Consider the following 26,955-nt stretch of genomic DNA (forward strand, 5'->3'; position numbering starts at 1 on the left):
TTTATATTACAGCGTAACAATTCAAAGTCAATCCAGAAGGTAGTTTTACAGTTTTATATATTATAGATTGTATTTCCATTAAAAATAGCTAAACTTATACAGATTATCCCTTTCTTAGTAATAATTACACACAACAATATTGGACTGAAAATGTGAAAAACAATATGTAAGTTAGGCTGCCGTGATTATTATCTTAAGAAAGGAAGCACAAGAACCGTCCCCAGTCTGCCGTTAAAAGAAATACGCAGCCCTAGATTTGCTAGGACTGCGTGTTAACCACCTATATACGACATTTCTATTTTTCTTTTACGAGCGCTTTCTTCGGTTCGTTCATCTGAATATCTATCTGCCCGACGCTCCCAAACTTTCACGATAGCATCACTTATGTCTTCATCAGTCATGGCGTCATCGCGTAATAGTTTGCGAATATCAAATCCAGTTTCAGCAAACAAACATGTATACAGTTTTCCTTCTGTGGAAATACGAGCACGTGTACAGCTTGAGCAGAATGTTTCTGTAACTGATGATATAAAACCAACCTCAGTGTTTGTTCCTACATAACGATATCGCTTAGCTACGTCACCATATACTTGTCCTTCAACAACCTCAAGTGGATATTCATTATGAATTAGATTATGAATTTCCTTTTTGGAAATGACCTGTTCATAATTCCAACCGTTTGTGCTGCCTACGTCCATAAATTCTATAAAGCGGAGGGTTATGCCCTCATTTTTAAAATGCGATGCCATCGGTAAAATTTGCGAGTCATTTAACCCTTTTTTTACAACCATGTTTATCTTAACACCAAGACCCGCTCTTCTTGCAGCATCTATACCTTTTAAAACAGGCTTCACTTGAACACCACGACCATTAATTTGCTGGAATAGGTCGCTATCAAGAGCATCTAAGCTTACATTTACTCTTTTTAAGCCCGCATCCTTCAAAGCTTTTGCATGTTTAGGTAAAAATATCCCGTTCGTTGTTAAAGCAATATCGCGGAGGCCTTCAATGCTTGTTAACATTGAAACCAGTAATGGTAAATCCTTACGCATTAATGGTTCGCCACCTGTGAGCCTTACTTTTTCAACGCCTAGATGTACAAATATTGTTGCTAGACGCTTTATCTCATCGAAATTCAACATCTCGCTGCGCGGTAAAAAAGCAAAATCAGGTCCAAACACTTCCGCTGGCATACAATATGAGCAACGAAAATTACAACGGTCAGTAACTGATATTCGTAAGTCTTTAAGCGGTCGCTTTAACGTATCTATATATTTAGTACCCTTCATATTTTCTTCTCCCCAGGTAGCCAAAATTAATTAGCTTTTATTTTATTGTAAAATATCCTGTGAGACCATACAGTTACAATTATCACAGAACTATTTACCCACCACTTACTGGTGGAATTAAGGCAACAGTATCACCATTTTTAATCGTATCATCTTCTAGGGCGTATTCTTCATTAATAGCAACCATTACACTATTTAGCCCTTGTAAATTATATTCACTTTTTAATAATTGTAACAGTTCTTTTACTGTCGTTGAAGAAATATCTAATGTTATCCTCTCTTTACCAGCGGCTTCCTGTAAATGAGCAAATAGTAAAATATTAATCATCAAATCCCTCCTCTTTTGGTGGATGTCCTTGCGGGTATGCCTTTGTTTCTAATTGATCCCCAATCCATGATTCGCCATCCTCCCAAAATTCTTTTTTCCAAATAGGTACTATTTCTTTAATCCGTTCAATGGCATATTCATTTGCTTCATATGCATCTTTACGGTGAGGTGTAGAAACAGCAATCACAACCGCGATCTCTGTTATATCAAGCCGCCCGATTCGATGGGTAATCGCAACCTTTGCTTTGCCCCATTTTTCCTTTATTTCATTACCAATCTGTTCAAGCTTCTTTTCAGCCATTGGCACATAAGCATCATACTCTAGATATAGTGTTTTTTTTCCTTTTGTTAATTCACGCACCGTACCAATAAAGGTTGTAATAGCTCCTGCATTTCGACAAACAACTTTATTCGTTACGTGTTCTATATTAATGGGATTCGTTGTGATTTCAAAAAGCTTCTCATTCATAGTAGACTCCTTATATAGTTATTAATCCAATTCATAAATAATTGTTCATCTTGTATCATGAATATCGGAACGTTTTTCATTTTTACACTAGCTAAATCTATCCAAGAAATACATGCCACTACATTGTTTAATTGCATGAGTGATTGAAAGTCTTCCTTACTTTTCACCATTATAATTTTCGGATATGTTAGCTTTTTATATCCTTCAACAACTATCATGTCAACCTCGAGAGCCTCGTATAATTTCAATATGCTCTTAATAGAAAATGAAGGTGTGGACGCCGTTATTTGTATCGTTCCCTCTCCTTCAACTGCAGCCACTAACGCACCAGCCTGCTTATGCTTAGTTGAATCTTTAGACAGAGACAAATCTAACGGTGTTCCTCCATGACCATGATGCTTTAATGCCCCTATTCTCAGTCCTTCACTTGATAGCAATTCAATGATTTTTGTTGTAAGGGTAGTTTTCCCACTATTTTGGTACCCAACTATTTGTAGTATAGGTATCTGCTTATCTACCACGGCCATTCGGATCCTTCATTGTCCTCTAAAAGTAAGACATCTACGATAGCACCTTTTTCATACCCGCGTGTTCCACCAGGCAATACCATAAGAGCATTAGCTTTTGCAAGTGACGAAACAGCATTCGATTTATCAAACCCGCTAGGTTGAATCGTGATCATTCCATTATCATAGGATAGCGCACTACGCACGAATCTAGTAAATGGATTCGGTTTTGGGTAATCCACTTGTAGCACTGCTTTCGTGTTTTTCAAATGAGGCATGCTACTATACATCATCGTTCTAATAACAGGTCTAGCATATAACTCAAAACCTACGTAACAGGCTGACGGATTACCAGACAACCCAAATAAAAGCTTACCATCCTTTTGTGCAACAGTTGTTACACTTCCAGGGCGCATAGCAATCTTGTTGAATAATACGGTCGCACCTAATTTATCATAAATAGCTGGTAAATAATCGTAGTCTCCTACCGACACGCCACCGGTTGTAATTAGTATATCCACTTTATCTATTGCTTCTTTTACAGCTTCGTGGCAAGCTTCAAAGTCATCTGCTAGCTTACCAAAGTATTTCGGTATAGCTCCCACTCTTTCAATCTGCGCTGTTATCATATGAGCGTTGCTATTTCGTATTTTTCCGGGCACTAGCTCTTCATTCACATCTAGCAGCTCTGTCCCTGTAGCAAATAGTCCTACAATTGGTTTTTTTGCAACATGTACCCTACTGTATCCAAATGTAGCAAGTAGTGCTTTTATTCCAGGGTTGATTATATCTCCCTTTTTAGCAAGTAAAGCTCCAATTTGAGTATCTTCACCCTCAAAGGATATATTATCTCCTGGGTGTAGTCTTCTTTTAATAACAACATATGTTTTATCGTTTTTTACAACTTCCTTAGTAAGCTCGAGCATAATAACAGCATTACTACCTTCTGGCATTTGTGCACCAGTCATAATTCTAACAGCTTGACCACGTTCAAGACTCTTTGAAACAGCTCCTGCTCCTATACAATCAACAACTTCTAGCTCTATTGGATTGTGACTATTAGCTTCTATTGTATCTTCTGCGATAATAGCAAAACCATCTAATGGCGATCGGTCAAATGGAGGAACATTATGTGTCGCAATTAAATCTTCTGCTAAATATCGACCATAACTTTCTTCTATTGTGACTACCTCCTGTGTTCCTGGTTTTGCGTATTTCATGACTCTTTCCACTGCTTCTTTAACAGCAACTGGTTGTCTTTTTTCAATCATGGATCCAATCACTCCTCAATCTTCAAGAAAAAATCATAACTTTTTATTATAATATGCTATACTACCCCTAGCATAGCATATTTACATAGAGGTGAATATTATGAAAGATTTTACACACTTTAACGAAGAAGGCCGTGCCAAGATGGTCGATATTAGTAACAAAAGCGAAACGGAACGAATTGCAATTGCCACAGCAAGTATCATTGTCTCGACAGCAATTTATGAAAACATTACGAAGCAACAAAATAAAAAAGGAGATGTTTTAGCAGTTGCTCAAGTAGCGGGTATCATGGCTGCCAAGCAAACATCAAACATTATTCCTATGTGTCATCCTATTATTCTGCGAGGTGTGGACATCTCCTTCACTTGGGAAGAACGCGATGATAATGACTATAAACTAATTATTACTGTCTATGTAAAGACAATTGGTAGTACTGGGGTTGAAATGGAAGCTTTAACAGCTGCTTCCGCTACCGCGCTTACCGTGTATGATATGTGTAAAGCAATAGATAAAGGTATGATTATTGGGCCTACCTATTTACAGAAAAAAACCGGTGGTAAAAATGGCGACTTTGAAATGGAAAAAGAAATTCATTTTTAGTAATCAGAAAAGTGCAAGCGCCGCCTTGCTCAGCTCCTATTAGCTTAAGACGTACTCCTCAGGAAGGGCCTACCTCCGGAGGGGGGCGGCTTAAGACTTCGAGGGGCAAGGCACTGGAACGTACTTACATTTCCTTATATTGGTTTTACTTTTAATTCCAAATCTAGTAGCCAAGAAAGCATATGCACCTTCACCACATAAATAAGCTTCAACTAATTTCCTTTTAAATCCTATTTGACCACAAAAACACCCCAAGAGTTAGAATTAGTTCGTCTAACTTTTGGGGTACACATCAATCAGCGGTTTTTTTGTGCAGTTTCTTTCCCCTATTCTGATACTGCGAACTCTTTTTCTTCTTTAGCCAATCTTTTTTGCCTACGTTTATAGACAATTTTAGAAAGACCAATACTAAGTTCGTATAATACTAGTAATGGGATGGTCACAAGGAAATCAGAAATAAAATCTGGTGGTGAAATAGAAACAGAAATTACAATTAATACAAAGTAAGCATATTTTCGAATTCGTGTCATTACATATGGATTTATAATCCCTAGACTTGTTAAGAACATAACGACAATTGGCAATTCAAATAGAACAGCAAAAGGTATAGTCATGTGTAATACAAAACGAAAGTACTTTTCCGTTGTAAACATTGTTTCGAACATATCACTGCCTAAGCCTACTAGAAAATCCATAATAACTGGTAATATAACAAAATATCCAAAACAAAGACCTAATATAAAAAGTAAAAACAACGCGGGAATATAGCCTAATGCCAATCTACGTTCATGTGGGTGTAAAGCCGGCTTAACAAACAGCCATACTTGAAATGCAATGACAGGAATTGAAGCAATAATAGCTGCCACTCCTGATAACATAAAGTAAACCCACAAAATATCACTAGGTCCTAGCACTGTTAAATTAAATTCTAAATCTCGAACGAGCCAATTATATATATCCTGTACATAAATGAAGCTAACAATAAAAAATGTGATAAAAGCTACCAATGAAATGATAACTCGTTTTCTAAGCTCATCTAAATGGTCAACTAAATTCATGCTTTTATCTTCCATATGCCACACCTTACCTGCAATAGTATTTTGTATAATAGCTATTAATACTATTTATACTTACTATAGTATAGCCCTAAAATAGTCGAAAAAAAAGACCTATATAACGGTTCACTAATTTTACAAAATTTATAAATTGGCTATTCGATGCTACAATATTCAGCCGGACATTCTTCACATTTAATTTCTTCTTTTAAATATTGTAAATTGTGAATTGTAATTTTCCCCTGATTGATTGATAATATGTTATTGCGTCTTAGCTCATTTAACATTCGATTGATACTTTCACGTGTTGTTCCACAAAAATTGGCTAGTTCCTGATTAGTTAATGGAATGTTAATATGAATACCATCTGGTTTTTTCGTCCCATAGCTGTTAGACAAGCGAATTAACGTTGAATATAATGCCCCTTTTTTCCCCATTAACAACAAATCTCTGAATTTTGTTTGTGTTTTTCGAAAATGATCACTCATCCACTTCATGAATTCAAATGCAAATTGACTATTCTCAAAAAGCAAACGCTCTAGGTTTTCTTTGTATATAACAGCTGCTTCACCATCTTCAATCACTTTAGAATTCAACAAGTATTTCGGATTATCTGTAAATAACGTGAGTTCACCAAAAATATCGTCTCGTTGACAAATACGTAAGCAAAGTTCTTTTCCATCGTTCGTAATCTTACTTATTTGCACACGACCTTTACGGATAATATAAACCTCATGTGCATCCATACCTTCTTGGAAGATATACTTTCCTTTACGTAAAGGGGTGATATAATCTGCGTGCTTCAATAATTCGTTTAATTGTATCGTTGATGTTGGCTTTAATTCATTCATATTAATCACCTACAATCTTTGTTTTCCCCACTAATAGTACTTACATTAAGTGACTATCATTTTCTGAGGGTTTAGAACCTATTACTTCAATAAAATGTAAGCTCTCGATGAGATTATTATATATCTACCATGATTTTATTAGAAATGTATTACGGTATGAATATGAACAAAGCTTTTGTCATAAATCATACATATTTTCTTTCACAATATTGTTGAATTTAATGTGATACACTTCACAGACTGATAGCAGATGCTACACCATATGCGTTAGGAAAGTATGAATTAAGACAAAATTTTATACTTTCCCATTGGTCACATTGGCCAAAAAAAAAAGCCAACCTTTTAAATAATAAAAAGGCCAGCCTTCTGCGTTTAAATAAAATTATGCTATTTTATCAAAAAACAATCGTACTATATCGGCACCACCAATAAACGTACCTAACGTACTTCCTAAGTTTGTTAATACAACTACAAGCAGTATTCTTGTTACTTTATTATTAAAAAATCCTTTAACAGACGTTACATCATCTGATAAACTTACAAAATCCTCTACATTCGGTCGTCTAAAATACACCTGCACAAGTCCTGAAAACCATCCGGCCGCCATTAACGGATTTAAAGAGCTTATAGGCGCAATAACAAAGGCAGTAAGTATTGCTAATGGATGTGCAAAGGCAATAGCTGCACCAATTGCTGAAAATGTACCATTCCACAGCACCCAGCTTATTGTCTGTTGATACGCTACAGTAGGGTTAGAGAAAAAAGTATATAATATTACACCAATAATAAAAATCGGAATCATCCAAGCAATAATTTTTGGCGCTTTAGATTTTGTAGGACGTTGTCTTAACAGCTTTAAATCATGGTCCTTTGTAATCTGTGTCTTTATGCCAGGCACGTGAGCCGCACCTACTACAGCTACAATTTTTTCCCCTGGAGCTTCTTTAATTTTTTGTGCCAAGTATTGGTCACGTTCATCAATTAATGGTTTTTTCAACTGAGGAAATGCTCTCGAAAATTCACTTAGCATGGAGTCTAGCATATCTTTTGACTTTAATTGCTCCAAGTCTTCTTCTGTAATGTTTTCATTGCTAAAAATACTAGCAATTATTTCAGTCATTAGCTTCATTTTTCCCCAGAAACTAATTCCACCCCAAATACGTGCAAACGTTATTTGGATATTTCTATCCGCCAACACTAACTTCGCACCAACTTGCTCAGCAGACTCTATCCCTTGTATCATCTCTTGTCCTGGTTTAATACCAAACTGTTTTGCTAATCGTTTTTGATGAGATGAAATGACAAGATTCATGAGTAATAACGTCGCTTTCTTTTCCTTTATTACTTTAAAGATATCCATCTTACTCCAATTATCCTCGTCTTTAAGCGACTGATATCGCTGATCATCCAATTCAATACATACCGTATCGGGCTGCTCTAATTCTATCACTTCTTTTACTTGCTCAGCACTTTGTTTTGATACGTGTGCTGTCCCAATGATAATAATTTCTTTACTATCTATTTGTAATCTTGTAATATTCTCTTCTGTCATATTGACTCTCTTCCTTTTTTATTAGACATCTTATGATGTTCTATATAGTTTAGTTTTGTTCATACATTTGTATTGCTTCGTTATACGCCTTTTGATCGTTCATATTAAAAAGATTTTTTTGTAAAAGTTCTTTTTCTATTTTCAAATCCGTTTCATCCATATAGATTACATTTAATAGCTGCAAGAACTCCATCATTTTTCTTTTACCATGTTGCAATTGTGTCTCTATAATATGACTTGTACTTTTTCGATAACAAGCAAATAATGGATGAATTCTCTCATCAAGTTTAGGAATGACCGCATCATAACTGTCACATGAAAGTAGCATATTGTAAGCAAGTTGGGGAGTAGCAAATGGCATATCACAAGCAATCACAACATTTTTTTCATTACAAGATAGTAATAACCCCGCATGAATTCCTGCTAGCGGTCCTTCTCGATAATATTCATCTGTCGTAACAGTTACGTTTGGAAAAGTTGTATATAAATGAGGTTCATTCGTTACTACTATAATATCTTGAAAGTCATGAGAAAACCGATTGATTAAAAGTTGTATGACTGATTTACCATCAAACGATAGCAATGCTTTATTTGTTCCCATTCTGCGGGACTGCCCACCAGCGAGTATAATAACACTTGCATTCATTTCGCTTCTCCTTTAGTACAATTAACCTTAATTCTATCATAATTACATGCGGCATTGCTCAATAAATTATCGAAGCTAGCCAAGAAGTCTCCTTCTTCAAGCGTAGCTAAGTGGTGAGTAGTTCACTTAACAACGGATGATTACATTATTAAATCATACGGGTTTCCTCGCGATTCCGGAGTTTCATTTAATTTTACACTTGCTTTATAGTAAAAATAAAGTAAACAACACAAAAAGGTGCTAAGCTTCAGCCTAGCACCATAATATCATCTGTTTTTTTTCTCAAATTTTAATAAAACATCTTTTGCATATAGTGTAAGTAACAAAACTCTTAATGAAATCATTCTGATTCCTCCTTAATTATTATAACTAGGTAGAATCTTCCTTTAGTTTTATCTTGTTCATCACTTCAAATTTAGTCATGTTCATTTTTTATCTCTCCTTTTCGTTTTATTTTTAAAAATAGTAATTATAGATTGGGAAACATTGTCGTAATACGTTCTTGAATATTTTCACGATTCTTTTTAATATTTTCGTAATGTACTACTTCCTCTAACGTCATATGACGGCGTTTAATCGTAATGGTAAAAAATAAAATGTTTAGTGTCATTGCTTATCCCTCCCTTCACATTTATTTATTACATGATAGGGAACAATTCACTGTGCTTTTCGGCAATTTTTTCGTGTGCTTTTTTTATATTTTCTAAATGTTGTAGTTCATCAATTGACTGCTTGCGCTTTTCAATTTTAATTGTTACAAAAAATATGTTAAGCGTCATAACGGAAACCCTCCTCTTTTCTTCTCTTTTGGAAAAAGTGAAATAACAGCGATAATTCAATATACATATGCATCATAGATGCTCACCTCCTTCCGGTTCCAGTCTCTAAGTGCCGTCATTTTTAATCATTGGTTTCTCCTCCTTTTTTAAGCACAAAAAAACCACAAGGAAATGCCCCCTGCGGCCATAGGTTACATATAAAAAGCCACAAGGACACTATTCTCCCTGTGGCATTGTGGTTGAATGTTTTAGTTATAAAGACAAATTAATACACACAATTCCCTATAGTGGTCGAATAGATATTTACATATGAAATTTTATTAGCTAAACAATATACAGTTGCTACAATCATTTGATTCGACCTCCTTGTGTGATTTTTCTTACATTGTCATTATAGCCATTATTTTCCGTAAAGTAAACCCTTTTTTTCCAAAATCTATGTAATCTTTTGTCGGTTCTCTAATTGTTCACGTTTGCCCTCTAAAATTTGAACAATAGTCGTTAGTTCAGGTGATGTCAATTCATCAAAGCGACTTAACTGTTGCTGAACAAAGTGAATCTCGCGGTCTACTTCTTTTTCATGTCCTTGTAAAAAATAGGTAGCAATAGAGCCTGTAATCATACCAACTAGCCCTATACCAAATATCATCAATACAATCGCAATGAGTCTTCCACCAGCAGTTGATGGACTAATATCTCCATATCCTACCGTTGTTGCCGTTACTACAGACCACCACAACGCATCCTCCATCGTCTCTATATTAGGCTCAAAGTAATATATTGGAATGGCAGAAACAAAGATTAATATTACCGTAGCTGATAAGATTTTATGGAGGCCGTTTGTCTTTAATATATTATACACAGGTCCTATAAAACGAGATCCTATGTAGAATAAACGAATTAAACGAATTAATTTTGCTAAACGTGCCACCCTAAAGATGGAATCAAACGGAATTAAAACAATTAAGTCAAAAATGTTTTTTTTCACAAAAAGTTTCTTTTCATCAGCCTTCAGTAAACGTACTACGTAGTCACCTAGGAAAATTAGCCAAATTATAAAATCTGCAATACGCGCCTGCGGGTGTTCTATCCAAATAAATGAAATTGATATGATAACTAATAGCAGCATAACACCCTCATAATACCAAATACGCTTGCTCAATTTTCTCACCTCCGAATACTATCCACTTACATTTTAGCGTAAAAAAAGGCATAGAAATAGCTTTCTATACCTTTTAATAATTTAATTTATTATATTGTTTGTACTCAGGCTGATTGAGTTGGAAGAACAACGTTAAATATAGTCCCTTTATTTTCTTCACTACTTACGTGAACTTTACCATTATGACTTTCAATTATTTTGAAGCTTACCATTAAGCCGAGTCCGTTCCCTTTTTTCTTTGTTGTAAAGAAGGGCTCACCAATTCGTTGTAGAACTTCTTTTGGAATCCCTGTACCAGTGTCCTGAATTGATATAGACAATTCACCCTTTTCAAGTACAGCTTTAACAAAAATGTCACCACCATTAGGCATAGCTTCAATAGCATTTTTAATAAAGTTAAGAAATACTTGTTTAATTCTATCTTCATCAACATTAACCCAAATAGATGAGTGATCTGTCATAAAATGAAATTTCACATCACGTTTTCTTGCTTCAAATTCTGTTAGTGTTAGTACATTTTTCAATATTGGTATAATGTCTTTGTTCTCAAGCTTCACGGCATGTGGATTCGCTAATAGCAAGAACTCCTCTACTATTGCATTTACACGATCAATTTCTTCTAAGATTATTTGTAAATACTCCTGACGTTCTTCACTTTTCTCATCAAGCTGTAAAAACTCTGTATATCCCTTCATAGAAGTAAGAGGGTTACGTATTTCATGAGCGACGCCCGCTGCTAATTGACCAACTGTTGCAAGCTTATCCTGTGCTCTCATTACTTGTTCCTGCTTTTTACGCTCTGTAATATCATTACGAATTGCTAAATATTGATATGGTTTACCATATTCATTTAAAAATGGCACTATTGTTGTGTCGACCCAGTAAAGCGTTCCATCTTTTGCTTTGTTTTGGATTTCACCCTTCCAAACCTCACCGTTACCAATTGTTTTCCATAGATTTTTGAAGTACTCCTTTGAATGATGGCCAGAATTTAAGATTCGATGATCTTGGCCAATTAGTTCTTCTCTCGAATACTTAGAGATCTCACATAATTTATCATTTACTTTTGTAATAATCCCGTGATTATCTGTTATGGCAACAATAGATGACTGATCCAAGGCAAACTTAATATCTTTAATTTCTTTTAAAGTTTCTTTTAACTGACCTTCAGCTTGTTTTCTTTTAGAAATATCTGTACGAATAGCTACATACTGATATGGCTTACCGCGAGAGTTTAAAAATGGCACTATTGTTGTGTCAACCCAGTAAATGCTTCCATCCTTTGCTTTATTACAGACTTCGCCCTTCCAAATTTGACCGTTCCCAATTGTTCGCCATAAATCTTGAAAAAACTCTTTAGAATGATATCCGGAGTTTAAAATACTATGATTATGGCCAATTAACTCATGCTCTTCATATTGAGAGATTTCAACAAATTTATCATTCACATAAGTAATAATCCCTTTTGCATCAGTTATGGCAACAATAGATGACGAATTCAAAGCATATTGAATGTCCTTTAAATTTATATCACTTTTTAATAAACGTTGGCTAATAAGAGTTCCTGAGCTTATTAGACCAGATATAATTAATATAGCAATAAATACAACCACTATCATTACCATATTTTCATGATTCCCAAAGGCTAGTGTATTTTGAAGAGGAGCGTAAAAAGATGATGCCTTTAATAAGACAATATACCCTTCTGCGATAGCACCAGTCAAAATGAGTGCACTTACTGGCTTCAACCATGCATGTGATTCGTATGCAATTGATTTGGCATAAAACAAAAGCCAAGTCGTGAAAAAGAATGCACCAAATACCATTCCATTTGCAAACACAGCTACATACGGCTGATAATTAATAGCTACATTCAGGGCATACATACACATGATATGTGAGGTTAAAAAAGCGAGCATCATAAAAAAGCTACTTATCAACAATTCAACCTTTGATTTTGGCCTGTTAATCACAAAATAAAATGCTATAGCCGTAAAAATGATAGCTAAAAGTAGTGATAGGATGATAATTGCTACATTGTATGACATGGCACGAACGCTGTCTATAGATAGCATACCGATAAAATTCATTGCCCATATTCCAAAGCCTAACGATAAGCTTCCACCAGTAAAGAGCAGCAAGCTTGATTTATTTGATGTTCGTAATAACGTGAACAAATCTAATGATGAATAAACACTCATATATGTTAGTACGATGGCAATCAATATGAGGACAGGATTAAAGGTTATTATTATTTCTTGCAAAACTCTGCCTCCTAACCACATAAAAACTTTATTACTATGATTGTAATGGAAACTATACATTCTTGAAAGTACTTTTCGTAAATTTGTGTCAAATTTGTGAATTTTTTTTGGGGTTTACAATAAAAACTCATTTTTCGTTACGACTACGTCTAGAAATATTAAGAAATGACGTTTCGAGGGAGAATAACCGACAAAAAACTGCCTAACAATTTATGTTAGACAGTTATTGTTCCTCAGATTGAAGAAAGTTTCGAAGTTTCATTGCTTTATATATAAAAATAAATGAACTAATTAAAAATAATGAAGTAGTTCCCATCATCATAAACATTTTTGGATTAGATATTATCTCACTTCGGATGATTACACCAATATATAAAAAGACACTTACCGCTAACAATGTAATTCCATAACGAGTATAATCAATTACTTTTTGTTGTAATATTTTATTTTCATTCTGGCTCATTATGCATTACACCTACCTTTTCATAAAATATATAACTATTTTAGTATAGCATGTTCTTTTATGAAAGTATGGTGGTAATGTTTACTTATTGTAATCAAGGAATTTAATAATAATAGAGAAAAGAGGCTATCCATCCCTATTATCGTTACATTAATAACACTTAGGGAATCAAGCCTCTTTTATTAGGAAAGCTCTATTAACATAGACTCAATCAACTGAGATGAGTGTAAGGCGGCTGTATGTAAAAACTGCTCAAATGAAATATTAGATTCTTTACCAGCAATATCTGATAACGATCGAATGACAACAAATGGAACATCAAATTGATGGCACACTTGCGCAATTGCAGCTGCTTCCATTTCCGCCGCACACAAGTCAGTAAATTTAGTACGAACAAACTCAACTCGTTCAGGGTCATTCATAAATGAATCTCCTGTAACAATGAGACCTTTTACAACTTTAATTTCTGAAACCTTCTGAGCTGCCTTTTCAGCAACAGCGATAAGCTTACTATCTGCTGTAAATGCTGCAGGCAGTCCTGGCACTTGACCATATTCATAATTGAATGCTGTAACGTCGACATCATGATGTCTGATCTCTGTTGAAATGACTACATCTCCTACTTGTAGGCTTGGCAGAAACCCTCCAGCAGACCCCGTGTTTATTACGACATCTGGCTTAAATCTCTCAAGTAAAATGGATGTACTCATCGCTGCATTTACTTTTCCAATACCTGACTTTAATAGCACTACAGCCATACCTTGTAATGTACCCTCAACGAATTCGCAATTTGCAATTGTTGTGTTAGTAGGGTTTATTAGTTTATCACGAAGAATTATAACTTCTTCTTCCATTGCACCAATAATCGCAACCTTCATATTGAAACCTACTTTCTATATTTATTCACAAAGCCCATCTTACCATTATTATTGACTTGTTTTCCATACGTTACTAAAAACTTTTCTACTTTACTATAATTGTGTATAATCTAGCCGAATAGGAGGTATAACAATGTCAATTATGATGGACCTAATAGAAGACAAAATAGAGCTTTTTGAAGCAACTGACATAAAAAAGCTCGAGAATAAGATTAATGAGCAAATTGAGCACAATAAAGCGCTTATGCTCTCTGTTTATAACGTCTCTCATGAAATGTATGTTGATAAAGATGGACGTCGTTTTTATAGTGCAGTAGTACATTTTAAGAAAAAATAGAGTAGAGTGGCAAATGCCACTCTACTCTTGTTCTTGCTCACTACTGTTTTGTTGTTGACTAATATAAGGGGCTGTTAAGTTTTCTTTTAAACGATCAACAGCAACAGGTTTCCAGCCTTTGTTCTCTATCCAAACAAGATGCACGTCATATACCTCAGTTTGTTCTCGATTCGAAATTGTTAATAATGCCGAATTTGGCTGTCCATCATTTGTCAGCCACCATAAAATAAAATCGTCTATTCCAGTTGCATATGTGACTGCTTGCTTCATTTCCTGGACATCTATTGATTCTAAATTATCATTCACAACATGTGGTTCCGCCTGTTGAGTTCCTATTGCTTCCCAATCAGAATCGATAATAGTTTTAATAATGTTTGATCCTTCTTCTCCCTCTTTAACTAACACTTCACTTTGTTGTGAGCTAGAATCTTCATTTTGTTCCTTATTATTTTCAGTAGTAGTATCTGTTTTGTTATTATTATTTCGCTCGCTGTTCTCATCATTTAATTCAGGTGAAGATTCTGTTTGTTTTTGTTGTAATGTGCTAGCAGGCTCAGAAGATGATGAATTAAATAGAAAACGAACACCAAGTCCTAGCCCCAACAATAGTAATATACTTAGCAATACATTTAAGATTCTATTTACTCTTCTACGTTTTAATTGTTTTTGATATCTCGGTCCTTCATATAGGTCATCAAAGTCATGTCCCAAATCATTTCCTCCTCAAACACAGTATATTCATTATTCTATCATTTTTTTTACATCATGGCATATTGAACAATAAATGACTTCTAGAGCCCTTCATTATTCACTTCTCTCATATACGTGCTTGGCGAACTCATAATACACTTTGTTAGTATTTGACGTGCCATCTCTTTTCTCCAGCTCTACAACAACTAAAGCGTATTTAGGATTCTCAAAAGGAAAATAACCTGCAAACCATTTGTTCACTAGCGGTACACCATCTGCTGTATACTTCCCTGTTTCAGCTGTTCCTGACTTACCTGCTACGTCAAAAGACAAAGATTGAAAAGCCCTCCCAGTCCCCTGCTCAGCTTCTACAACATGATGGAGTAGCTTTTGTAACTGCATAGCTGTATAAGGAGAAATTTTATCCCCTTGAAGCTTTTGTTTATTAAAGCGGTGCATAGTTGAACCGTTTTTATATAAAATTTCATCTACAATACGTATTTGCTGCTTGCTACCTCCACGTGCTATCGTCGCCATCATATTGGCGATTGCCAACGGAGACACACGCACCTCTTTTTGTCCTATTGCCGTTTGTGCTATAGCCTTGTCAACCGATTTGTCACGGGAATCTCCCCATATCGACCCGTTTCTTTCATCTGGTAGTTGCTCAAACATCTCAAAATGATATAAATCTCCGATCCAACCATTCTTTTGTATAAGACCAAGCATATCGGCGAACTTTTCAATATTATTCTTATTATTTTGTTGTAGACGTTTTCCTAACGTAGCAAACGTATAGTTACAACTTTGTGCAAAGCTATCTGAAAATGATAGCAAGCCTAAATTGTGCTGAGTATCATGCTGTCCGTAAAGGTTTAAGCTACAATCAAATGTTTCTCCAAATTTCACGAGGTTACTTTCTATTGCGCCTGCTGCTATTACCGTTTTAAAAACAGAGCCTGGAAACTGTGGTAACAGCATACGATTTTGCGCCGCTCCATTTTTAAAAGGATCTGCGGGGTTCATAACAGGGGCACTTACTAAAGCTAGCAACTCATTTGTCTCTATATCTAATAAGACAAGACCTCCATTCGTAATATCGTTATGCTCTATAATTTTTTCAGCCTCGTTTTGTAAGGACTTATCTATTGTTGTTTTTATGGTCACAGGATAAAAGGGATTAGCCGGTTCATGATACTTTACATTTATGCCAAACAAAGGCCCACTTTTTGCATCTACATGATACAGTAGCTTTGATTCCCCCTCTGGAAATAGAAACTCATCAAATGCAGCTTGTAGACCTGTAATGCCAATTGGCATGGTAGCTTGTTCTTGTTTATCAGGATATCTTTCTCGAAATAAATCTTCGTTATAACGAACCAAACCAATGAGATGGCTTGCGATTGGATGCTGAAGCTCCTGTTGCTTGTATATAGCAAAAACTCCCGGTATTTTCATATCATTGATAGCTGCCATTTGTGCCTCTGTCAAATTATTCGTAAAAACAACCGGTTCAGTTGTATGTTTCAATGTTTCTTCAATAGCATGTGAAGAAGTATTAATAATAGAAGCTACGTTTTGTATAGGCCATTTCATATGCTTTAAAAAAGGAAATAATATTAGTGCAGGCTTATACTCTACAGTTAGTGGCTCAAGGTTTCGATCTACAAACTGTCCCCTTCCATTATCAATGACAACAGCTTGAGTACGTTGGTTTACGCTTCCTTCGATTAGATTCACTTGATGCTTGGAAAATGACTCTGTATCTATTATTTGAATCTGCATTAGTCTTCCTACTAATACAACCAAGAAAATAAAAACTAAAAAGGCAACAACTTTAAGACGATGTTTAACAATTCTCATAAAAAACACCTCGTCAACAGTGTTGACGAGGCGTAAGCGCTTCAAACTTATTTTACAGAAATTATTTTAACTTCCATATCGCCAGCTGGCGTTTGTACTGTTACTTTATCACCAATGCGTTTGCCCATTAAGCTTTTTGCTATAGGTGACTCATTTGAGATTTTTTGTTCGAAAGGATCTGCTTCAGCACTACCTACAATTGTATAAGATTCTTCCTCACCATCAGGTAACTCGATAAACGCAACCGTTTTTCCTAAGGTTACTGTTTCACTATCTCCGGCACCCTCTTCAATGATTTTAGCATTACGAATCATATTTTCTAACGTTGTAATACGTCCTTCAACGAAGGCTTGTTCCTCTTTTGCAGAATCATACTCCGAGTTTTCCGATAGGTCCCCGAAACTACGAGCAATTTTAATACGCTCCACAACTTCTTTTCGGCGTACAGATTTTAAATACGTTAGTTCTTCCTCTAGCTTTTGCTTTCCTGCTTCTGTCATTGGAAATACTTTTTCCAGTGTCACTATTCCTTCACTCCTTCTAGTATCACACAATCCCCTGCTGGATGAGTGTCTTTATATGTAATTATTATATATGCGTTGGATGTGCATAGTATCCAACTTAATCAAAACTATATGAAAAATTTGGGCGAGACACGTTCGCCCAAATTGTTAAACATATCTATGTCATATTATTACAAAAATGCGTTTTGTTCAAGAATAGTTTTTATTTTTGTTACCATTAAGTCAATCGCAACTGTATTATGGCCGCCCTCTGGAATAATAATATCGGCATATCTCTTTGTAGGCTCGATGAACTGATTGTGCATAGGACGCACTACGCTCATATATTGCTCAATAACAGATTCGATACTACGACCACGTTCCTTTATGTCTCGCATAATACGGCGGATTATACGAATATCTGCATCTGTATCAACGAATAATTTAATATCCATTAGTTGACGCAGTCGTTCATCTTCTAATACTAAAATACCTTCTAAAATAATAACATCCTTTGGCTCCACCAATATTGTTTTTTCGGATCTTGTATGAAGCGTGTAGTCATATACTGGCTTTTTAATCGACTTGAAGTTTATCAGCTCATCAAGATGCTGAATAAGCAAGTCGTTATCAAATGCTAACGGATGATCATAATTAGTATTTAGTCTGTCTTCAAAAGGTAGATGACTCTGGTCTTTGTAATAATAGTCTTGTTCGAGCATTAAAATAGAATGCCCTTGAAATTGTTCATAAATAGCTTTTGTAACGCTAGTTTTTCCTGAACCGGATCCACCTGCGACTCCTATTACGATTGGTTTTTCTCGCATGCTAGTATCCCTTTCGCATCATATTATATGGGTAGAGTTTTTGATCTACTTTAAATTGAACAATTTGCAAAGGATGACGAGCAGCATCAAGCTCATTCCCATCCTCGTCCCAAATAGTGTCAATAGAAGTGGTGAAATTCTCGTTAAGCTCTGGCCCGAAAAATTCGACTTCATCACCAGGCTTAAAGTGATTTCTTTGCTGCAATGTTACAACTTTAGTATCTTCGTTGTAGTCTAATACAAGACCAACAAAATCATACGTTGTTTTTTTGCTATGATTTCCAAACATCTGCTCCTTATACCCTGGAACACCTTCAAAAAAGGCCGGTGCCGTATCACGGTTCGCACATTTATCTAATTCTTCAAGCCATTCACGCTTAATAACAAAGTTATCTGGGTCTGCGCAATATGCATCAATAACCTTGCGATACACACTGACAACCGTTGCTACATAGTGAATAGATTTCATTCGTCCTTCAATTTTTAAGCTATCGATACCTAGCTCAATTGCTCTTGGAATAGATTCTATCAGCTTTAAATCCTTAGGACTCATAGCGAATGGCGCATCTTGTTCTGAAAATAAAGCTGTCTCGTTATTGTCTTCGATTTTAAATAAATCGTAATCCCATCGGCAAGACTGACAACAGCCGCCACGGTTTGAGTCACGTGCTGTCATGTGGTTACTTAACACACATCGCCCAGAGTATGCGATACACATTGCTCCGTGTATAAATGCTTCAATTTCAATATCCACTTTTTCTTTAATTTCTTTTATTTCTTCCGCACTTGTTTCACGTGCTAATACAACACGTTCTAACCCTTCTTCTTTCCAGAACTGTACTGCTTTCCAGTTCGATAAGGATTGCTGTGTGCTCAAATGAACTTCTAACTTAGGTGCTACACGTCTACATGTTTCAATAATTAGTGGATCCGCCACGATTATACCATGTACACCTGCATGCTCTAGTCCTTGCAAGTATTCGTCAAGTCCGTCCATATTTTCATTATGAGCAAAAATATTGGTCGTAACATAAATTTTGGCATCGTATTTCTCAGCGAAACGGACACCTTCCGCCATTTCTTCATGTGTAAAATTGTCTGCATTGGAGCGAAGACCATACTCCTGTCCTCCAATAAAAACAGCGTCAGCACCATAGCGAACCGCAATTTTCAATTTTTCTAAATTCCCCGCTGGTGCAAGAAGCTCGGGCTTCTTCACAATTACTCGTTTACCGTCTACTATTTTTGAAATAGTGTCATGTTTTACAGTCACCATGCTTGCTAACCTCCTTTGTATTTTGATTATTTATCAATTGTCAATTGTAGTGAAAAGCAACACAAAGTTTTTTAATAAACCGTTTCTTTAAAGAAAAAGCCAGTATCTAACGGTCGATGTGTCGGTTGCATGTCTTCTATCTTAGCAACGAGCTCTTCTTTCACGCTTTCATATTGTTCACGATCATCTACACATAAATCAATAGCCTCTCTATATAGCTTCGTAACTTCGATGATATACTGCGATGTGTGTAAGATTCCATCAATTTTAAAGCTATCTACATTAGCATCAATCATCTCTTCTAGCTCATCAATAATACAAATATCATTTGGACTCATAATATGTGTGCCATTGTCATCTTCAAAAATTGGATATTTATTATTTCTTTCTTTATCATGCAAAATCATAGTAGATTGTTGTGACTTATCAATTTTCATTGCTTTCCCTTGGAATTCAAAATAATTCCCTAATAGTGCACGTTTCGAGTGGAACATAGCCGTCATACCGTGTACTTGGACTTCAATTTCAACCTCTGCATTTTCTTTTATTTCGACAATAGTATCCATATTAAGCTCACGAGCTAAGACAGCACGCTTGGCACCTTTACGTCCCCAATAATTACATGTATACCAGTTTGTTGCTGTTGTTTCAGTATTCCAGTGAAGCTTTAGATCAGGTGCTACTTCACGGGCCACTAACAGTACAGCAGGATCACCGAATATTATTGCATCTGCACCTACCTCACTGACAAATTGTACGTAGTCTGAAAGCTCATCAACCTTGTCATTATGAAATATCGCATTCATCGCAACATATACTTTTGTATTTTTAGCATGTGCTATATCAATTGATTTCCTTATATCATCTCGTGAAAACTCACCAGCTAAACGAAGACCGTAACGTTGTTCACCAACAACAAGTGCAGTTGCTCCTGCCTCAATTAACGGCAATATGTCTTCTATCTTTTTTGGTGTAACTAATAATTCAGGTTTTTTAGTCATCTATATGTCACCTCGTTTTCTCGTTATTGCTAATCCATCCCCTATTGGAACAAAAGTGGTTGTGAAGCTTGGATGCTTTGCTAACCACTCATTATAGCCTTTAATTTTTCTTACTAATTGTCGTACTCTCCTATTTTCTATTTCACTTTGTTCTTTTGTAGGCAACCCTTTATAAAGAACATTATCACTTATAACAACACCACGATTGGTAAGCATCGGGGTATATAAATTAAAAAAGCGTTCATATTGACCTTTTGCTGCATCTATAAAAACGGCATCAAATACTCCGAACGTTTGTATCTGTTCTGATACTTCTAAAGCATCACCAAATATAATAGATATTCTGTCTGATAAACCTGCTTGTCCAATATAAAAAAGAGCTTTATCATAACGCTCTTTGTTTCTTTCTATCGTAACAATCTTCGTATCAGGTAATGCTAAAGCCATTCTTGTTGCAGAATATCCAATTGCCGTACCTAATTCTAAAATTGTTTTTGGATTTTGAAGCTGCAAAATCATTAGTAGTGTCTCAATAGAAATGACATCCATAATGGGCACTTCATGCTCTAAAGCGTATCGCTCCATGTCTAATATTAACGACGATTTATTAGGTAAAAGCGACGTTAAATAGGTGTTAATATCACTGTTTAACATATATACCCTCCATTGCTTGTTTGCAACTCGATATATTTTACCACAATAGCGCAAAGAATGCGAGTAGAAATGAAGTGTACTTCCTACAACTACATATTAATCATAATAAAATACAAGCTGTTATCTGCATTTTATAAACAAATGAACCTTTATTATATACATTTAGTATTTATCATGAGAGGAGTCGTCTTTAAGGCAGCAATCCTTTTTCCACAAAAGTAAAGCTACCCCTGCTTTTCACTCATCTAACAGAAAATCATGAATGTTAGGTGTGAACTATTTGTGGGGTAGCCTGTTAATAATAGTTAATTAACGGAACTCTGCTAACTTGCGATTATGTTCATTAAGGGTCCGACTAAATTCATTTTGCCCCGTTGGTGTAGCAAAGAAATAAAAATAGTCAGTATCTGCTGGTTCGAGAACAGCGCTAATTGATGTTACTCCTGCATTAGCTATTGGACCTGGTGGCAAACCAATGATTTTATATGTGTTGTAGGGTGATTCAACCTCTAAATCCGCATACAATACACGTTGTTTATGCTCTCCTAAAGCATATAAAACAGTAGGGTCTGTTTGCAGTGGCATCCCTTCATTTAAGCGATTATAGAACACGCTAGCAATCATTTTTCTGTCTGTTTGTTCTGTTGCTTCTTCTTCTACAAGGGATGCAAAAGTAAGCAACTCATGAACTGTCATTCCTTTTTCTTCCATTTTAACAAAGTAAGCATCCATCATTTGAGCCGTTTTATCGAGCATAGCCTCTATAACAGATTTTATACTTGGTTCTTCTTCATAAAATGAGTACGTAGCAGGATATAAATATCCTTCGAGTGGATATCTAATATTAAACGCTAAAATCTCATCAGTCAAAATTGATGGATATTTATCCATAAGCTCTTCTAAATATGCTTCATCTGTTAATGTACCCATCACTTCATCAATAGGATGATTCGTTTTCTCTGCAATAATTGTTGCAATCTGGTCAAGCTGTTTACCTTCTGGAATGGTTATTTTAAATTTCACTTCTTGAATAATTTTACCTTGTTTTAAAGCCGCTATGATTTCATCGTGAGTCATTGAAGGCTTTAAAGTATAATCCCCTGCTTGGAAATCAGACGCATTACGAAACTTTATATAGTATTTGAAAATTTTGGCGTCTCTAATAATTTCTTGTTCTTCTAATATATTAGCGATTGCCGTAACCGAAGATCCTAAAGGAATTGAAACAGCAACCTCTTTATTACTAGTTTCATCGACAGGCTGGAGTGCTTCCGAAACGTATAAATATCCCCCCACCATTGTGCCAATAACTAAAGCAAACATGATAATTGCTAACACCAGGACAATTCTTCGGACGACTCTCGCTTCTTTAGAGCGCTCTAGTAAATTACTCTTAAATTGACTCATTGTATCTTTATCTTTATCTTTGTCTTTATCTTTAAAGTTTGTTTCATTCACGTTAGACCCTCCTCTCACCGATTTTTAATTATACTACAGTTATAAAGTTTTTTCGCTTTTTTTATACAAAATTCTTACTAAAAACATGGTTTTTATATAAACTATCCTCCACACACCCTTGCTTACGGTTTACGCTGTTAAACTGTGTTGTTTTTACCTTTGACAGACACCTATACAAATAAATAGTATTTATGAACGAAATCAAAGTTATCCCTAGTTATTTTAAGGTAAAGTCTTGCAATAGAAAAAATGACTGGCTCTCTGAGCCAGTCATTAATCTATCTTTATTATTGTTCGTCTTCTTCTTCTGCTAAAAACGTGTTGAGCATTTCTTCGATCATGTCCCACTCTTCTTCGGATTCAATCGGTTGAAGGTTGCCATCTTCGCTATCTTCTGAAGGAGAGTAGCTAGAAGCGTGAATTTCAATTTCACCGTCTTCATCCTCATCAGCACCTACTGGATAATATAAAACATAAGACTTGTTAAATTCGTCAGAATCAAAAGTAAATAATACTTCACATAGTATTTCGTTACCTTGTTCGTCAATTACTGTAATTTGCTTTTCACCGTTTTCCATTCTTACACCTCATTTACTTATTCTGTCTAAATAGCCTTGTAAAATCATGACAGCAGCCATCTTATCGATGACTTGCTTTCTTTTTTTTCGGCTTACATCAGCTGAAATCAGCATTTTTTCAGCTGCCATAGTTGTTAACCTTTCATCCCAAAGGTCGACAGGCAGGTTGAATTGCTCTTCAACTAGAGAAGCAAAATGTTGACTTGCTTCACCTCTAGGACCGATTGTCCCGTTCATGTTTTTTGGTAAGCCTATGACGACCTTTGTTACACTATACTCGTTTATTATTTCCCCGAGTCTTGTTAGTCCATACTCTTGTTCATCTTCGTTGATTTTAATTGTTTCTAAGCCTTGTGCTGTCCAACCCATTTCGTCACTAACAGCAACACCTACAGTTTTCGAGCCAACATCAAGTCCGAGTATTCTCACCATTACCTTGTCCTATCTTTCTCGTTGATTGTCTAAGTAATACTTTACAACTTCCTCGATAATTTCATCCCGCTCTATCTTGCGGATAATATTACGGGCATCTTTATGTCTAGGAATATATGCTGGATCACCGGATAATAAATAACCAACAATTTGATTAATAGGGTTATACCCCTTTTCTTGTAAAGCTTCATAAACTGTTTGTAATACTTCATTTACATTTGTATCAATTGGTTCGTCAGGAAAATGAAATTGCATCGTTTTATCAAATGAACTCATGCTCCGCACCTCTCTTTCAAATTACGAGACGTTTCATCAACTACCATCATTGTACAACATTTTAGCAAGATTAGGAAACGGATTTCACCCATTGTTCGACAACAGCAATAGCGTCATCTATTTTGCTTGGGTCTTTTCCACCCGCTTGTGCCATGTCAGGACGGCCTCCACCGCCTCCACCACAAATGGTAGCTGCTTCCTTCACAAGTTTACCGGCATGGTACCCTTTCTTAACAAGGTCATCTGTTACACCTGCTAATAAGCTTACTTTTCCATCGTTCACACTACCTAAAAGAATGACAGCACTATCAACCTTTTGTTTAATATCATCCATCATCGTGCGAAGTTGGTTCATATCACCGTTGGCAATTTTTGTTGCAATAACGTTGACTCCGTTAATTACTTGGGCGTTGCTTGTTAAATTCCCTGCTTCAATATGACTAAGTTTAGCAGAAAGTGACTCGTTCTCACGCTGCACTTCTTTTAATTCTGCTTGTAACGATTTTACACGTTCCACGACATCTTTCGGGCTTGTTTTGAGAATTGAGGCAGCATCCTTTAACAGCCTCACTTGGTTGTTTAATACTTGATACGCAGCTTGGCCTGTTACAGCTTCAATTCTACGTGTTCCTGCACCAATACCAGCTTCTGAGACAATTTTGAATAGCCCTATTGCTGCTGTATTTTCAACATGACAGCCTCCACAAAGCTCAAGACTAAATTGATCTACACGAACTACACGAACAGTATCGCCATATTTTTCACCAAATAACGCCATAGCTCCGATTTCTTTAGCTTCTTCTAGACTTTTATAGCTTACATCAACCGGCATGCTTTGCCAAATTTTTTCGTTCACTATCGTCTCAATTTTATCAATTTCCTCTGCTGTCACTTGACCAAAATGTGAGAAATCAAAACGAAGTCGATCGGCTGATACTAATGAACCTGCTTGATTTGCATGCTCGCCTAATATGTCCTTTAAAGCACGGTGAAGAAGATGCGTAGCTGTGTGATTTTTTATAATACTAGCACGCTTCGCTTCATCAACAATTGCTTCGTATCCTTCGCCTACAACTAATGTACCTTCTTCAATTGAAATAGTATGCAGATTTTGTCCATTTGGAGCCTTTTGAACATCTTCTACTTTAGCTTTAAAATTGCTTCCCTGTAATAGCCCTTGGTCAGCAACTTGTCCTCCGCTTTCCGCGTAGAAAGGTGTTTCATCCAAGATGACCTGAACACTATCACCTACTTTAGCCTCTTCTACAAGCTCATTGTCTTTTACGATAATTTGCACTTTAACATTGGCATGAGTAGTATCATATCCAATAAAAGAACTTTCAACCTTAATTTCTCCTAAAATTCCACCTTGTACTTGCATAGAACCTACATCTTGACGAGCACGACGAGCACGGTCACGTTGTTTCTCCATTTCATTCTCGAATCCTACATGGTCAACAGACATACCTTCCTCTTGCGCATACTCTTCTGTTAATTCGACCGGGAATCCGTATGTATCGTACAGACGAAATACATCTTGACCGGAAATAATCGTACTACTTTGTTCTTTTTCTTTCTTTATTACGCTAGACAAAATAGCGAGACCATCGTGTAATGTTTCATGGAAGCGTTCTTCCTCTGTTTTTATCACTTTCTCTATAAAATCTGCTTTGTCCTTTACTTCAGGGTAGAAATCAACCATTATTTCAGACACAACAGGGACTAATTCATACATAAATGGGCGTTCGATGCCTAATTTTTTTGCGTAACGAACAGCTCTGCGCAGTAATCGACGAAGTACATACCCTCTTCCTTCATTCGATGGGAGCGCACCATCGCCAACCGCAAAAGCAACTGTACGAATGTGATCAGCAATTACCTTAAAAGCGGTATCAAGCTCCTTACTATTTATACGATATTGTTTATTTGAGATACGCTCTGTCGCTTGAATAATAGGCATAAACAAATCAGTATCAAAATTAGTTGGAACTTCTTGAAGAACACTCGCCATACGTTCAAGCCCCATCCCAGTATCTATGTTCTTCTTTGGTAGTGGTGTATATGTACCATCAGGATTATGATTAAATTGTGAAAAGACAAGGTTCCATACTTCTAAATAGCGGTCATTTTCTCCACCTGGATATAGCTCAGGATCATTAAAATCATTGCCATACTCTTCTCCGCGGTCATAAAAGATTTCAGTATTTGGTCCACTAGGGCCTTCACCTATATCCCAGAAATTCCCTTCAAGGCGGATAATTCTCTCCTCTGGTACGCCAACTTTATTATTCCAAATCTCAAATGCCTCGTTATCTTCAGGATGAATAGTGACAGATAACTTTTCAGGGTCAAAGCCTATCCATTTGTCGCTTGTGAGAAACTCCCAAGCCCATTCAATTGCTTCTTCTTTAAAATAATCACCAATTGAGAAGTTTCCTAGCATTTCAAAGAATGTGTGATGTCTTGCTGTTTTCCCAACATTTTCAATATCATTGGTACGAATGGATTTTTGCGCATTACAAATTCTTGGATTCTCTGGTACTACGCGGCCATCAAAATATTTTTTCAACGTAGCTACACCTGAATTAATCCATAACAAAGTTGGATCTTCATGTGGTACAAGTGATGCACTTGGCTCTACTGTATGTCCTTTTTCTTGGAAAAAATCTAAATACATTTGTCGTATTTGTGCGCCAGTTAGTTTTTTCATTTTAACTTCCTCCTTTAAAAATTCATATAAACACACAAAAAAACTCTCATCCCTAAAAAAACAGGGACGAGAGTTTACTCGCGGTACCACCCTGATTATAAACACATCTGTCATGTTTATCACTCAGTAGCCGATAACGTGGCAAAACGGCAGGGTTTTCCTGCACTCAAGATTAGCGTTCTGTTGCCCTTCACTTGGAACTCTTTCAGCCTAGGAGTTCTTCTCTAGTAAGCAGC

General features: G+C 36.0%; 29 protein-coding genes and 1 other annotated feature (1 of these 30 only partly in view). Of the genes, 2 read left to right on the forward strand and 27 right to left on the reverse strand.

Annotated elements, in window-relative coordinates; all coding sequences use genetic code 11:
• Positions 1–272 precede the first annotated feature (272 nt).
• The 5 genes from moaA to EJF36_RS14220 all read right to left on the reverse strand — a co-directional run bounded on the left by moaA (position 273) and on the right by EJF36_RS14220 (position 3,863).
• Positions 273–1,289: a GTP 3',8-cyclase MoaA gene (moaA, locus tag EJF36_RS14200; RefSeq protein WP_125906951.1), complete on the reverse strand. Its 1,017-nt coding sequence runs from the start codon at positions 1,287–1,289 to the stop codon at positions 273–275.
• Between the two features lie 94 nt (positions 1,290–1,383).
• Positions 1,384–1,617: a molybdopterin converting factor subunit 1 gene (gene moaD / locus EJF36_RS14205; RefSeq protein ID WP_125906952.1), complete on the reverse strand. Its 234-nt coding sequence runs from the start codon at positions 1,615–1,617 to the stop codon at positions 1,384–1,386.
• Complete coding sequence (locus EJF36_RS14210) at positions 1,610–2,086, reverse strand: molybdenum cofactor biosynthesis protein MoaE (protein ID WP_125906953.1); 477 nt, start codon at positions 2,084–2,086, stop codon at positions 1,610–1,612. The genes moaD and EJF36_RS14210 overlap by 8 nt, the downstream gene beginning before the upstream one ends.
• Complete coding sequence (gene mobB, locus EJF36_RS14215; RefSeq protein WP_125906954.1) at positions 2,083–2,613, reverse strand: molybdopterin-guanine dinucleotide biosynthesis protein B; 531 nt, start codon at positions 2,611–2,613, stop codon at positions 2,083–2,085. Before mobB ends, EJF36_RS14210 begins: the two co-directional genes overlap by 4 nt.
• Complete coding sequence (locus EJF36_RS14220) at positions 2,601–3,863, reverse strand: molybdopterin molybdotransferase MoeA (RefSeq protein ID WP_125906955.1); 1,263 nt, start codon at positions 3,861–3,863, stop codon at positions 2,601–2,603. Before EJF36_RS14220 ends, mobB begins: the two co-directional genes overlap by 13 nt.
• A 100-nt stretch (positions 3,864–3,963) precedes the next feature.
• Between EJF36_RS14220 and moaC the strand changes: the two genes are divergently transcribed.
• The gene (moaC, locus tag EJF36_RS14225; RefSeq protein WP_125906956.1) at positions 3,964–4,464 is read left to right on the forward strand and encodes a cyclic pyranopterin monophosphate synthase MoaC; all 501 of its coding nucleotides are present in this window, start codon (positions 3,964–3,966) and stop codon (positions 4,462–4,464) included.
• A 326-nt stretch (positions 4,465–4,790) separates the two neighbouring features.
• Here the strand turns inward: moaC and tatC are convergent, their stop codons facing one another.
• The 10 genes from tatC to mtnN all read right to left on the reverse strand — a co-directional run bounded on the left by tatC (position 4,791) and on the right by mtnN (position 14,114).
• Positions 4,791–5,537 (reverse strand): twin-arginine translocase subunit TatC, encoded by a 747-nt coding sequence (gene tatC / locus EJF36_RS14230; RefSeq protein ID WP_125906957.1) that lies wholly within the window; start codon positions 5,535–5,537, stop codon positions 4,791–4,793.
• A gap of 137 nt (positions 5,538–5,674) precedes the next feature.
• Complete coding sequence (locus tag EJF36_RS14235; protein ID WP_125906958.1) at positions 5,675–6,370, reverse strand: Crp/Fnr family transcriptional regulator; 696 nt, start codon at positions 6,368–6,370, stop codon at positions 5,675–5,677.
• Between the two features lie 382 nt (positions 6,371–6,752).
• On the reverse strand, positions 6,753–7,922 hold the full coding sequence (locus tag EJF36_RS14240) for a TraB/GumN family protein (RefSeq protein WP_125906959.1): 1,170 nt from the start codon (positions 7,920–7,922) through the stop codon (positions 6,753–6,755).
• A 49-nt stretch (positions 7,923–7,971) separates the two neighbouring features.
• Positions 7,972–8,568 carry a molybdenum cofactor guanylyltransferase gene (gene mobA / locus EJF36_RS14245; protein WP_125906960.1) on the reverse strand — a complete coding sequence of 199 codons (597 nt, stop codon included), beginning with the start codon at positions 8,566–8,568 and terminating at the stop codon, positions 7,972–7,974.
• Between the two features lie 469 nt (positions 8,569–9,037).
• Positions 9,038–9,178 carry a YrzI family small protein gene (locus tag EJF36_RS14250; RefSeq protein WP_125906961.1) on the reverse strand — a complete coding sequence of 47 codons (141 nt, stop codon included), beginning with the start codon at positions 9,176–9,178 and terminating at the stop codon, positions 9,038–9,040.
• Positions 9,179–9,206: 28 nt separating this feature from the next.
• Positions 9,207–9,347, reverse strand: a complete 141-nt coding sequence (locus EJF36_RS14255; protein WP_125906962.1) for a YrzI family small protein — start codon at positions 9,345–9,347, stop codon at positions 9,207–9,209.
• Positions 9,348–9,783: 436 nt separating this feature from the next.
• Positions 9,784–10,509 carry a potassium channel family protein gene (locus tag EJF36_RS14260; RefSeq protein WP_260471908.1) on the reverse strand — a complete coding sequence of 242 codons (726 nt, stop codon included), beginning with the start codon at positions 10,507–10,509 and terminating at the stop codon, positions 9,784–9,786.
• Positions 10,510–10,613: 104 nt separating this feature from the next.
• Positions 10,614–12,773 carry a PAS domain S-box protein gene (locus EJF36_RS14265; protein WP_125906963.1) on the reverse strand — a complete coding sequence of 720 codons (2,160 nt, stop codon included), beginning with the start codon at positions 12,771–12,773 and terminating at the stop codon, positions 10,614–10,616.
• Between the two features lie 223 nt (positions 12,774–12,996).
• Positions 12,997–13,236, reverse strand: coding sequence for a YrhC family protein (locus EJF36_RS14270; protein WP_125906964.1), 240 nt, complete (start codon positions 13,234–13,236; stop codon positions 12,997–12,999).
• A gap of 182 nt (positions 13,237–13,418) precedes the next feature.
• The gene (mtnN, locus tag EJF36_RS14275; RefSeq protein ID WP_125906965.1) at positions 13,419–14,114 is read right to left on the reverse strand and encodes a 5'-methylthioadenosine/S-adenosylhomocysteine nucleosidase; all 696 of its coding nucleotides are present in this window, start codon (positions 14,112–14,114) and stop codon (positions 13,419–13,421) included.
• A 133-nt stretch (positions 14,115–14,247) separates the two neighbouring features.
• Here mtnN and EJF36_RS14280 point away from each other — a divergent pair, with 133 nt between their 5' ends.
• Positions 14,248–14,451 (forward strand): DUF2536 family protein, encoded by a 204-nt coding sequence (locus EJF36_RS14280; protein ID WP_125906966.1) that lies wholly within the window; start codon positions 14,248–14,250, stop codon positions 14,449–14,451.
• A gap of 21 nt (positions 14,452–14,472) precedes the next feature.
• On the opposite strand, the gene EJF36_RS14285 is transcribed toward EJF36_RS14280, so the two are convergent.
• The 12 genes from EJF36_RS14285 to alaS form a co-directional block, all read right to left on the reverse strand.
• On the reverse strand, positions 14,473–15,162 hold the full coding sequence (locus EJF36_RS14285; RefSeq protein WP_125906967.1) for a YrrS family protein: 690 nt from the start codon (positions 15,160–15,162) through the stop codon (positions 14,473–14,475).
• A 93-nt stretch (positions 15,163–15,255) separates the two neighbouring features.
• Entirely contained in the window at positions 15,256–17,004 is a 1,749-nt protein-coding gene (locus EJF36_RS14290) for a peptidoglycan D,D-transpeptidase FtsI family protein (RefSeq protein ID WP_125906968.1), read from the reverse strand.
• A gap of 47 nt (positions 17,005–17,051) precedes the next feature.
• Positions 17,052–17,528, reverse strand: coding sequence for a transcription elongation factor GreA (greA, locus tag EJF36_RS14295; protein ID WP_125906969.1), 477 nt, complete (start codon positions 17,526–17,528; stop codon positions 17,052–17,054).
• A 170-nt stretch (positions 17,529–17,698) separates the two neighbouring features.
• The gene (udk, locus tag EJF36_RS14300; RefSeq protein ID WP_125906970.1) at positions 17,699–18,334 is read right to left on the reverse strand and encodes a uridine kinase; all 636 of its coding nucleotides are present in this window, start codon (positions 18,332–18,334) and stop codon (positions 17,699–17,701) included.
• Position 18,335: 1 nt separating this feature from the next.
• Positions 18,336–19,610 (reverse strand): U32 family peptidase, encoded by a 1,275-nt coding sequence (locus tag EJF36_RS14305; RefSeq protein ID WP_395940595.1) that lies wholly within the window; start codon positions 19,608–19,610, stop codon positions 18,336–18,338.
• Positions 19,611–19,681: 71 nt separating this feature from the next.
• Positions 19,682–20,611 (reverse strand): peptidase U32 family protein, encoded by a 930-nt coding sequence (locus EJF36_RS14310; protein WP_125906971.1) that lies wholly within the window; start codon positions 20,609–20,611, stop codon positions 19,682–19,684.
• Positions 20,612–21,265, reverse strand: coding sequence for an O-methyltransferase (locus EJF36_RS14315; RefSeq protein WP_125906972.1), 654 nt, complete (start codon positions 21,263–21,265; stop codon positions 20,612–20,614).
• Positions 21,266–21,574: 309 nt separating this feature from the next.
• Positions 21,575–22,672 (reverse strand): endolytic transglycosylase MltG, encoded by a 1,098-nt coding sequence (mltG, locus tag EJF36_RS14320; protein WP_125908394.1) that lies wholly within the window; start codon positions 22,670–22,672, stop codon positions 21,575–21,577.
• 338 nt (positions 22,673–23,010) lie between these two features.
• Positions 23,011–23,301, reverse strand: coding sequence for a DUF1292 domain-containing protein (locus EJF36_RS14325; RefSeq protein ID WP_125906973.1), 291 nt, complete (start codon positions 23,299–23,301; stop codon positions 23,011–23,013).
• 9 nt (positions 23,302–23,310) lie between these two features.
• Positions 23,311–23,730 carry a Holliday junction resolvase RuvX gene (gene ruvX / locus EJF36_RS14330; RefSeq protein ID WP_125908395.1) on the reverse strand — a complete coding sequence of 140 codons (420 nt, stop codon included), beginning with the start codon at positions 23,728–23,730 and terminating at the stop codon, positions 23,311–23,313.
• Between the two features lie 12 nt (positions 23,731–23,742).
• A complete protein-coding gene (locus EJF36_RS14335; protein WP_125906974.1) occupies positions 23,743–24,009 on the reverse strand; it encodes an IreB family regulatory phosphoprotein in 267 nt (88 codons plus the stop codon).
• 70 nt (positions 24,010–24,079) lie between these two features.
• Positions 24,080–26,719, reverse strand: coding sequence for an alanine--tRNA ligase (alaS, locus tag EJF36_RS14340; RefSeq protein ID WP_125906975.1), 2,640 nt, complete (start codon positions 26,717–26,719; stop codon positions 24,080–24,082).
• A gap of 59 nt (positions 26,720–26,778) precedes the next feature.
• Positions 26,779–26,955: a binding site (T-box leader), on the reverse strand; it runs 32 nt beyond the window's last position.

Origin of the sequence: Bacillus sp. HMF5848 (genome assembly GCF_003944835.1) — a bacterium.
GTDB lineage: Bacteria > Bacillota > Bacilli > Bacillales > HMF5848 > HMF5848.

What these genes read in the sequence shown, in the direction of transcription:
- moaA (WP_125906951.1), bottom strand. Translation starts at nt 1,289, where the DNA reads ATGAAGGGTACTAAATATATAGATACGTTAAAGCGACCGCTTAAAGAC.
- moaD (WP_125906952.1), bottom strand. Translation starts at nt 1,617, where the DNA reads ATGATTAATATTTTACTATTTGCTCATTTACAGGAAGCCGCTGGTAAA.
- EJF36_RS14210 (WP_125906953.1), bottom strand. Translation starts at nt 2,086, where the DNA reads ATGAATGAGAAGCTTTTTGAAATCACAACGAATCCCATTAATATAGAA.
- mobB (WP_125906954.1), bottom strand. Translation starts at nt 2,613, where the DNA reads ATGGCCGTGGTAGATAAGCAGATACCTATACTACAAATAGTTGGGTAC.
- EJF36_RS14220 (WP_125906955.1), bottom strand. Translation starts at nt 3,863, where the DNA reads ATGATTGAAAAAAGACAACCAGTTGCTGTTAAAGAAGCAGTGGAAAGA.
- moaC (WP_125906956.1), top strand. Translation starts at nt 3,964, where the DNA reads ATGAAAGATTTTACACACTTTAACGAAGAAGGCCGTGCCAAGATGGTC.
- tatC (WP_125906957.1), bottom strand. Translation starts at nt 5,537, where the DNA reads ATGGAAGATAAAAGCATGAATTTAGTTGACCATTTAGATGAGCTTAGA.
- EJF36_RS14235 (WP_125906958.1), bottom strand. Translation starts at nt 6,370, where the DNA reads ATGAATGAATTAAAGCCAACATCAACGATACAATTAAACGAATTATTG.
- EJF36_RS14240 (WP_125906959.1), bottom strand. Translation starts at nt 7,922, where the DNA reads ATGACAGAAGAGAATATTACAAGATTACAAATAGATAGTAAAGAAATT.
- mobA (WP_125906960.1), bottom strand. Translation starts at nt 8,568, where the DNA reads ATGAATGCAAGTGTTATTATACTCGCTGGTGGGCAGTCCCGCAGAATG.
- EJF36_RS14250 (WP_125906961.1), bottom strand. Translation starts at nt 9,178, where the DNA reads ATGACACTAAACATTTTATTTTTTACCATTACGATTAAACGCCGTCAT.
- EJF36_RS14255 (WP_125906962.1), bottom strand. Translation starts at nt 9,347, where the DNA reads ATGACGCTTAACATATTTTTTGTAACAATTAAAATTGAAAAGCGCAAG.
- EJF36_RS14270 (WP_125906964.1), bottom strand. Translation starts at nt 13,236, where the DNA reads ATGAGCCAGAATGAAAATAAAATATTACAACAAAAAGTAATTGATTAT.
- mtnN (WP_125906965.1), bottom strand. Translation starts at nt 14,114, where the DNA reads ATGAAGGTTGCGATTATTGGTGCAATGGAAGAAGAAGTTATAATTCTT.
- EJF36_RS14280 (WP_125906966.1), top strand. Translation starts at nt 14,248, where the DNA reads ATGTCAATTATGATGGACCTAATAGAAGACAAAATAGAGCTTTTTGAA.
- EJF36_RS14290 (WP_125906968.1), bottom strand. Translation starts at nt 17,004, where the DNA reads ATGAGAATTGTTAAACATCGTCTTAAAGTTGTTGCCTTTTTAGTTTTT.
- udk (WP_125906970.1), bottom strand. Translation starts at nt 18,334, where the DNA reads ATGCGAGAAAAACCAATCGTAATAGGAGTCGCAGGTGGATCCGGTTCA.
- EJF36_RS14305 (WP_395940595.1), bottom strand. Translation starts at nt 19,610, where the DNA reads ATGGTGACTGTAAAACATGACACTATTTCAAAAATAGTAGACGGTAAA.
- EJF36_RS14310 (WP_125906971.1), bottom strand. Translation starts at nt 20,611, where the DNA reads ATGACTAAAAAACCTGAATTATTAGTTACACCAAAAAAGATAGAAGAC.
- EJF36_RS14315 (WP_125906972.1), bottom strand. Translation starts at nt 21,265, where the DNA reads ATGTTAAACAGTGATATTAACACCTATTTAACGTCGCTTTTACCTAAT.
- mltG (WP_125908394.1), bottom strand. Translation starts at nt 22,672, where the DNA reads ATGAGTCAATTTAAGAGTAATTTACTAGAGCGCTCTAAAGAAGCGAGA.
- EJF36_RS14325 (WP_125906973.1), bottom strand. Translation starts at nt 23,301, where the DNA reads ATGGAAAACGGTGAAAAGCAAATTACAGTAATTGACGAACAAGGTAAC.
- EJF36_RS14335 (WP_125906974.1), bottom strand. Translation starts at nt 24,009, where the DNA reads ATGAGTTCATTTGATAAAACGATGCAATTTCATTTTCCTGACGAACCA.
- alaS (WP_125906975.1), bottom strand. Translation starts at nt 26,719, where the DNA reads ATGAAAAAACTAACTGGCGCACAAATACGACAAATGTATTTAGATTTT.